Source organism: Pseudoflavonifractor phocaeensis (genome assembly GCF_016901955.1).
Lineage (GTDB): Bacteria > Bacillota > Clostridia > Oscillospirales > Oscillospiraceae > Flavonifractor > Flavonifractor phocaeensis_A.
In genome coordinates this window covers 25,011-31,385 of the sequence record NZ_JACJLC010000031.1, presented here as the reverse complement: position 1 = coordinate 31,385, position 6,375 = coordinate 25,011, and the positions used below count along the sequence as shown (strand labels likewise).

Sequence of the window (6,375 nt, the reverse complement as noted above, 5' to 3'; positions counted from 1 at the left end):
CAGTGTACAGGTTCGCAGAGAGCAATGGTACTGGCTTTTTCTTTTCCGGCTGAATTTGGTCGTGGACTCCCGACACTTTGGGGTTAATTACACCCGACCCGAACACCAGGATTGAGCCTCTTCCGTCCGGCCCCAGATCACAGGATAAATTGCGGTCATTTTGCGGTCAACAGGAAAAATAAAAACCAGCAAAGCATTGCGTTGCAATGCTTTGCTGGTTTTACTAATTCACTCCCACTCGCTCCTGTTAAGCATATTCTAAACGGATTTGCTTATGGGATTTAGCTCAGAGTGTTTGTATTGTTTTCATTATCCAGATAGTTTGGGCTATCTGATTTTTTGTTGCCATGGTGTTGCCATGAAAGATTAGGCATGACGTAGAAACTGCTTTTCGTCGCAATACTTCTCCATACCGGTTAAAATTTCTTGTATAAACTGAATGACGGTGTCTTTAATGGTTTCTAAATCTGTTAGGGTCAGATCTCTAGCGCAATGGCTAAAGCTTTCGTCACCGTGTGCCAGAGAGTTGCGCTTTTTCTTTACCTTTTCCAAAACTTGACGATCATCTGTAACTTGATAACGAATCCTATGGCGATCACATATATCCTTGATTTGCTTGGCATTTAGATTACCGTTTACTCCAAGCATACCCTTTGTTAATGCCAGTGGGGTGTTTTGCGTTATATCAAGCACTATATTTCGAACTCGGTTTGTGTATGTAGTTAATCCCGATTCTGGCTTATATATTTCTTTTATTTTGTAGTCTCTCCAAATATTCTGAATTTCATCAATGACGGCTCCATACGAACAATTTTCACGTTCAAGTTGTTCATATATTTCTAACATACCTGTTGTAAATGTCGCCTCAACAAGATTATACAGCATCAGAAGGAAATTGGATTTCATGATCCTAAAAAAGCGCTGGTTATCAATTGTGTTAAGAGCGTTCTTAGTTTCGTCATCTATGTCTACCATAACAGAATAGTAAAACTCTATTTCGTTTTTCCGGTCACCAAATACTTCATGTGTCGTAATCATTAGTTTCGCCCCAGCAATTTGTCGCGCACATACTCCACACGGGTCGCAAGCTTACCTTCGTTATTGCTAGCATCCGATGTCGTTAGTTCCTTGAACTCCTCCGAATTGAGCCAATCGACATTATCAATATGTAAGTCTGGCCTCTCCTTAAGGGCTAGCGCTACGCCAACCGAAATAGCTTCAAAACGAACGCGCGGAGTAGTTGTTGCATTTTTGCTTTTTGCAAAGCCAAACTCAAAATTATCATGGACAAAAGAAAGCATACCCTCAAAATCAGACCTATATTGTTCTTCATCAAAAGTGTGAAGATTTTCAGATAAGAATTGATTCAGGAATTGACTCACTTCATGTTCAAACTTTTTATAATTATACAAATAGGCAAAGAATCGAAGAACCAACTCAAACCGCTCTTGACGAACGGCCTTGCTTTTAGATACCGGACATAGAGTCACGAACAGTTCATTCCTACAACATTTTTCCACAAAGTCAGTCAACGGTCCAGGGTACGAACCTCTCCGAACTTCCGAGTCGGAGGCTTTTACACCAGAGGTGTTGATTCGATTAAACAAATCTTGGCGAATATCGGGTGTAGTTTTTTCGTCTAAGACCACTACTCTGAACGTGCGATTTAAAAATTTACGCTGCGTCGCAGTGGATAAATCAGAAAAAGAAAAACCGTCAAGTAGATTTAACTTTGGCAATCGCGATAGCCGCATTTTCCCGCTTACAAATTCGTTTAGTGTTTGCATTCTTTGGGCACCGTCAATGATTTCGAGTCGTCCATCATCACATCCCGCAAAGAACATAAATGGTATAGGAAGTCCTAGCAAAACAGATTCAATAAACAAGGAGCGGTTATTTGCCTTCCAAACATATTGCCTCTGATAATCCGGGATGAAAAAGTCTCCACGCTCAAATTTAGAAAGCAGTAGCTCAACGGTATAATCTTTTGTGTCATAATCTACTTGGCGTTGCATTGTTTGAAGCTGCGTTTCAGCCATAGTGATTTGTTCAATCGTTATTTTTTTCTTTGCCATCAGTATACCTCCGAATATGTTCTATGATACTGATTCCGATGACTTCTCCCAACCTTACAGGAACAGCATTCCCAATTTGTACCCCTAACTTATGCTTATTTAAAATATCCGTTGATCTAAGAAATTTGTAATCCCGCGGAAAAGATTGTAATATTGCACCTTCGCGTAATGACAAAGCACGATCTTGTTCTGGATGTCCGAAGCGCCCATTACCATAACCATAAAATTGAGTTGTTATTGTTGGCGAAGGAGCATCCCATAACATTCGTCCATATACAGATGGATAAGTTTTCCCTGTACTTTTTTTGTGACACACTAACTGAAGTTCCTTATCCCAGTCGCGCCATGTTCCTCCCGGAACCGATTGCCGTATGCGCTTAAGGTTTTTATCTGAAAGAGCTGTGGCAGAGTGTAATAGATCGTTAGGATCTGCCGAACCGGCAATCAATGGCGGAAGATCTCCAATGGCATCCCGCACAGTAACATATGTTTCCGGGGTATGGGTGGGAGGGATTAGTGATATATCGCCTAACAAAGACGCTAATAAAACCAGCCGTTTTCGGCTTTGCGGAACCCCGTAGTCCGGGCAGTATACCGTTTTATGAAATATGTGGTATCCGCAATCTTCAAGTTTATCTATAAAATCTTTAAAGACGTGAGTTTTCTCAAGCTCCGGCACATTTTCCATAGCAACTATGGCAGGGCGAACTTCCTTAGCCAATTTACCAAAGGAGTATAGGAGCCGCCACTTTTCGTCCTTATAGCCGTCTTTTCTATATCTTTGTGTATATTTTGAAAAAGGTTGGCATGGAGCACATCCTGCTAATATGCGTATGTCGGCATTTGCAGGATAGAGCGCTTGAAGTTCAGACGGCGTAACATCTGTAATATCTTTTTGAATAAATACAGAGTTGTTATTTTCTTCATATGCGTATTGACAGCTAGGCTCAAAATCAATTCCTGCAACGACATTAATCCCGGCTTGTTCTAGCCCTTTAGTCAATCCTCCAACACCGCAAAACAAATCTATTGCAGCATAAGGCATATATTGTTAGTCCCCCTTGCCGCGCATGAAAATTCTCATAAACATAGAGAAAAACGCTTATTATATAAATGACTTTAATTGATCCACAAGTGTGGATTCATTTTTCTTTTTCAACTCGCACTCCCAAATCCGCAACACTGTCCAACCTCGCGCCTCGAACATGGCCGTGACTTCTCTGTCATGCTTCATGTTCCGTTCACGCTTCTTCTGCCAATACTCCTGATGATCGGCAGGACGAGTGTTTCGGCAGTCATGTCCGTGCCAGAAGCAACCGTCCACAAACACAGCGATTTTCTTCTTTGGGAATACGAAATCGGGATGCCCTTTTACCGGGTAGTTTCTCCGCCAGCCTGTAATCCCGTTCTCCTTAAATATTTCAATCAGTCGCAGTTCCGTGGACTTATTCTTTTTAGACTTGACCTGACGCATAATGTCAGATCGCTTCTCCGCATCGAAAACATCAGCCACAGCGACTCACCTGGCTTCAAACTCTATGCGGAGGCTGGGATCGGTTTCCGCCTCCAGCACGATCTTGTTGTATCGGTCAATGATGCCGGAGAGCGTGGAGTTTCTCTTGGACTCGTCAAAGAGACTATGCTCGTAGACGTTGGCGGACAAGAACTGCTGAATGTCCCACACTTCAACGCGTCCGGCCAGACCAGCGTCCTCGGCAAGATTGAGCGCGGTATGTACGCGCTCAAAAATCGTGATGATGACGGGGTGACAACCGGCGCGGAGATTTGCTTTGCACTTTTCAATCAGCAACGCGCCGGGCATGGTCGTACAGTGAATGACTGTATTTCCGATGACAAAATCGCCGTTGCGGTCTGTGGGGCCGTCCGCCACAGAGGCTCCATGAATTTCAAAAGAACCTTCCGGCAGGATCAAGCAGAGTTTCGCCGCCACAAGATGCTGCAATACCGTGCCGAGATACTGTGTCCCGGCGTTCTGCTTCTGACGCTTTTTTGCCTGCTCAAACAAGTCGTCCAGGTTTGCGCCGATTGTTTTGGATGTGTCGGCTGTTAGGACAAAAGGCTGGTTTCTAAAGTATTCGCGCACCTGTTCGGCCCAAAAGTCCTCAACTATGGAAAAGTCCACGGCTTCTTCCGCGTTCCATGCGTTCAGGAAGTCCACATATTTAATCATCAGCCCCATACTGCCTCTGCTGGTTCTCCCGCCTTCGGAGGATAGTTGCTGGGTGATGCCGTGCTCTTTCAAAATCTTCTTCAAGTTCGCTCCGCCAAGCCCAGCGACCTGTCCTTTGCTGCTTGTCTGGAAGTCGTCAGGGTTCAACGGAAAAGCCTTATCTCTCACCATGCGGGTAAACTGCACGACCAAAGAGAGAGGCCCTTTCGTAGTAATATGGTTTTCAGATTGAAACGCTTCTAAGCGTTCCTTAGGACTAATCATCATATACCGCCTCCGCAATTTTGGTTAGGAATCGCTCCCCTATAAACCGTGCGACTGGCGCAGCCACTGCATCGCCCATCGCTTTATATCCGTCGTTATAACTTCCGGGAAGTTCAAAGCTGTCTGGCGCTCCCATCAATCTGGCAGCCTCGCGCACGGTCAAAAGCCGCGCGTGTGTCTGGCCATTTTTTTTGACTACCAGATACTGCTTACTGCTCCCGCCTTCCGGTGTCCGCAGGCAACCGGCAATCCCATCAAAGCGCAGCTCCAACTGCTGCGTTCCGTTCCTTGTCCTGCGATAGCCTGTGGCGTACACAGTGTCGTGCGCCCGCAATTTGTCCCAATGCCGTTCGGGAACCAAACGTAAAACATCGTCTTTATCAAAGGTTGCGTTATCCTCGACAATATCTTTGAGGGATACGGCGCGACGTGGGGGCTTTTCCGTATGCCACCAGACCCATCCCGGCAGTTCGCGGCCCAATTGCGTTGCGGCGCTGTTATGGAGCCAGCATGGCCCGTCACCCACCAATTCCTCTGGAATGGGACAATCCTCCTGCACGGCGATAATGAATACTCTCGGTCTGGACTGTGGAACGAAGTGGGACGCATTCAGCAAAACAGCTCCGCAGCGATACCCTCTTTCCACAAGCGCCAAATGAAGAACCCGGTAATTATCGCCGCCGTTTGTCGAAAGCAGACCCGCCACGTTCTCCAGCAAGAGAATTTTCGGTTTATCGTCCATCTCATCCAACACGCGCAACCATTCCCACACCAAACCGCTGCGGGACGCATGGATTCCGCCGATAGAACCCGCCAGAGATAAGTCTTGACATGGAAAGCTGGCCCATGAAAGATGAGCGAACGGTAGATTGATCCCCTTGATGTTCTTGATGTCATCCAGAACAAACCGTTCGCACCCGAAATTGGCTTCATAGACGGCGGCCTTTTGTTCGCTGATGTCGTTTGCCCAAACAGGCGCGAACATACCCCTTAGTCCATACGCCACAAGGCCGCTACCAGCAAAAAACTCATGCATCGTCCAAGGAGCAGAAGATAGGTCAATATTCTGTTTTTGATACACGGTGCTTTGAAGAATCATTTCTTTCCCTACCTTGTCCTCGTTTATCGCTTGTCGGTTTCTCGGCGTCTTCCGGGATAATCCAAATACGACTCATGCGCGATGCGCCTGCTATGCGGTTTTCTTTGCATAATATCTGAACTTGCCGCGGGGTCACACCCCATTTTTCGGCGGCTTCTTGAACCGTTATATATCCATTCACTTGCGACACCTCATAATCACTATGGATGCGAACACTACACCAAATATATTATATTCGTTTAAGCGAAATAAAGCAAGCCCTGACCTGCAATTTACAGAAGAAAGATCAAAAACCGCCCGTGAAGTATTCTCCCCCACGGGCGGCATGCAATCACTTCTTACCTTGCTGCAAGTTCTTGATGTTTTTCTTAGCCAGCTCACTGGCCGCTTTCCGGCGCTCCGCGCTGTATGGTGCGTTCAGCTTGAAACTGAACCGCCCTTTTCTGATTTCAAATGTCAGACAGCCGTTTTCATCATCGTCCACCAACCGGCACGCGTCCGGATACTTTCCCGCATAATCGCTTAAACGGTTTTTAAGAGATGTATTGTAGGTACACACCTCAATGATAGAGCTTGCCTCGTCAAAAAAGATGCTGGTTGTCTTTTGCTTCTTGGAAAGACCTGTTCTCATAAAACCTCCGCATTTTCATAAATTTTCTCCGGCTCTACACCGGCAAAAGTAAGCGGATTTTCGGATAGAAAGCGCCCAAACGATACAAGATTCAGTTCAGATGCTGCTATCCGCA

7 protein-coding genes are annotated in these 6,375 nt (G+C 45.8%); all 7 read right to left on the bottom strand.

The window, feature by feature from the left end; all coding sequences use genetic code 11:
- Positions 1-366 precede the first annotated feature (366 nt).
- Positions 367-1,038 carry an MAE_28990/MAE_18760 family HEPN-like nuclease gene (locus tag H6B51_RS08865; protein ID WP_204883337.1) on the bottom strand — a complete coding sequence of 224 codons (672 nt, stop codon included), beginning with the start codon at positions 1,036-1,038 and terminating at the stop codon, positions 367-369.
- Positions 1,038-2,075, bottom strand: a complete 1,038-nt coding sequence (locus H6B51_RS08860; protein WP_204883336.1) for a DUF262 domain-containing protein — start codon at positions 2,073-2,075, stop codon at positions 1,038-1,040. Before H6B51_RS08860 ends, H6B51_RS08865 begins: the two co-directional genes overlap by 1 nt.
- Positions 2,050-3,120 (bottom strand): DNA cytosine methyltransferase, encoded by a 1,071-nt coding sequence (locus H6B51_RS08855; protein WP_204883335.1) that lies wholly within the window; start codon positions 3,118-3,120, stop codon positions 2,050-2,052. The genes H6B51_RS08860 and H6B51_RS08855 overlap by 26 nt, the downstream gene beginning before the upstream one ends.
- Before the next feature lie 60 nt (positions 3,121-3,180).
- Positions 3,181-3,588: a very short patch repair endonuclease gene (locus H6B51_RS08850; protein ID WP_204883334.1), complete on the bottom strand. Its 408-nt coding sequence runs from the start codon at positions 3,586-3,588 to the stop codon at positions 3,181-3,183.
- Positions 3,589-3,594: 6 nt separating this feature from the next.
- Entirely contained in the window at positions 3,595-4,533 is a 939-nt protein-coding gene (locus H6B51_RS08845) for a DUF4928 family protein (protein ID WP_243421208.1), read from the bottom strand.
- A complete protein-coding gene (locus H6B51_RS08840; RefSeq protein ID WP_207753898.1) occupies positions 4,523-5,629 on the bottom strand; it encodes a DNA cytosine methyltransferase in 1,107 nt (368 codons plus the stop codon). Before H6B51_RS08840 ends, H6B51_RS08845 begins: the two co-directional genes overlap by 11 nt.
- 331 nt (positions 5,630-5,960) lie before the next feature.
- Complete coding sequence (locus H6B51_RS08835) at positions 5,961-6,260, bottom strand: hypothetical protein (protein ID WP_204883333.1); 300 nt, start codon at positions 6,258-6,260, stop codon at positions 5,961-5,963.
- Positions 6,261-6,375: the final 115 nt, after the last annotated feature.

What these genes read in the sequence shown, in the direction of transcription:
- H6B51_RS08865 (WP_204883337.1), bottom strand. Translation starts at nt 1,038, where the DNA reads ATGATTACGACACATGAAGTATTTGGTGACCGGAAAAACGAAATAGAG.
- H6B51_RS08860 (WP_204883336.1), bottom strand. Translation starts at nt 2,075, where the DNA reads ATGGCAAAGAAAAAAATAACGATTGAACAAATCACTATGGCTGAAACG.
- H6B51_RS08855 (WP_204883335.1), bottom strand. Translation starts at nt 3,120, where the DNA reads ATGCCTTATGCTGCAATAGATTTGTTTTGCGGTGTTGGAGGATTGACT.
- H6B51_RS08845 (WP_243421208.1), bottom strand. Translation starts at nt 4,533, where the DNA reads ATGATGATTAGTCCTAAGGAACGCTTAGAAGCGTTTCAATCTGAAAAC.
- H6B51_RS08840 (WP_207753898.1), bottom strand. Translation starts at nt 5,629, where the DNA reads ATGATTCTTCAAAGCACCGTGTATCAAAAACAGAATATTGACCTATCT.
- H6B51_RS08835 (WP_204883333.1), bottom strand. Translation starts at nt 6,260, where the DNA reads ATGAGAACAGGTCTTTCCAAGAAGCAAAAGACAACCAGCATCTTTTTT.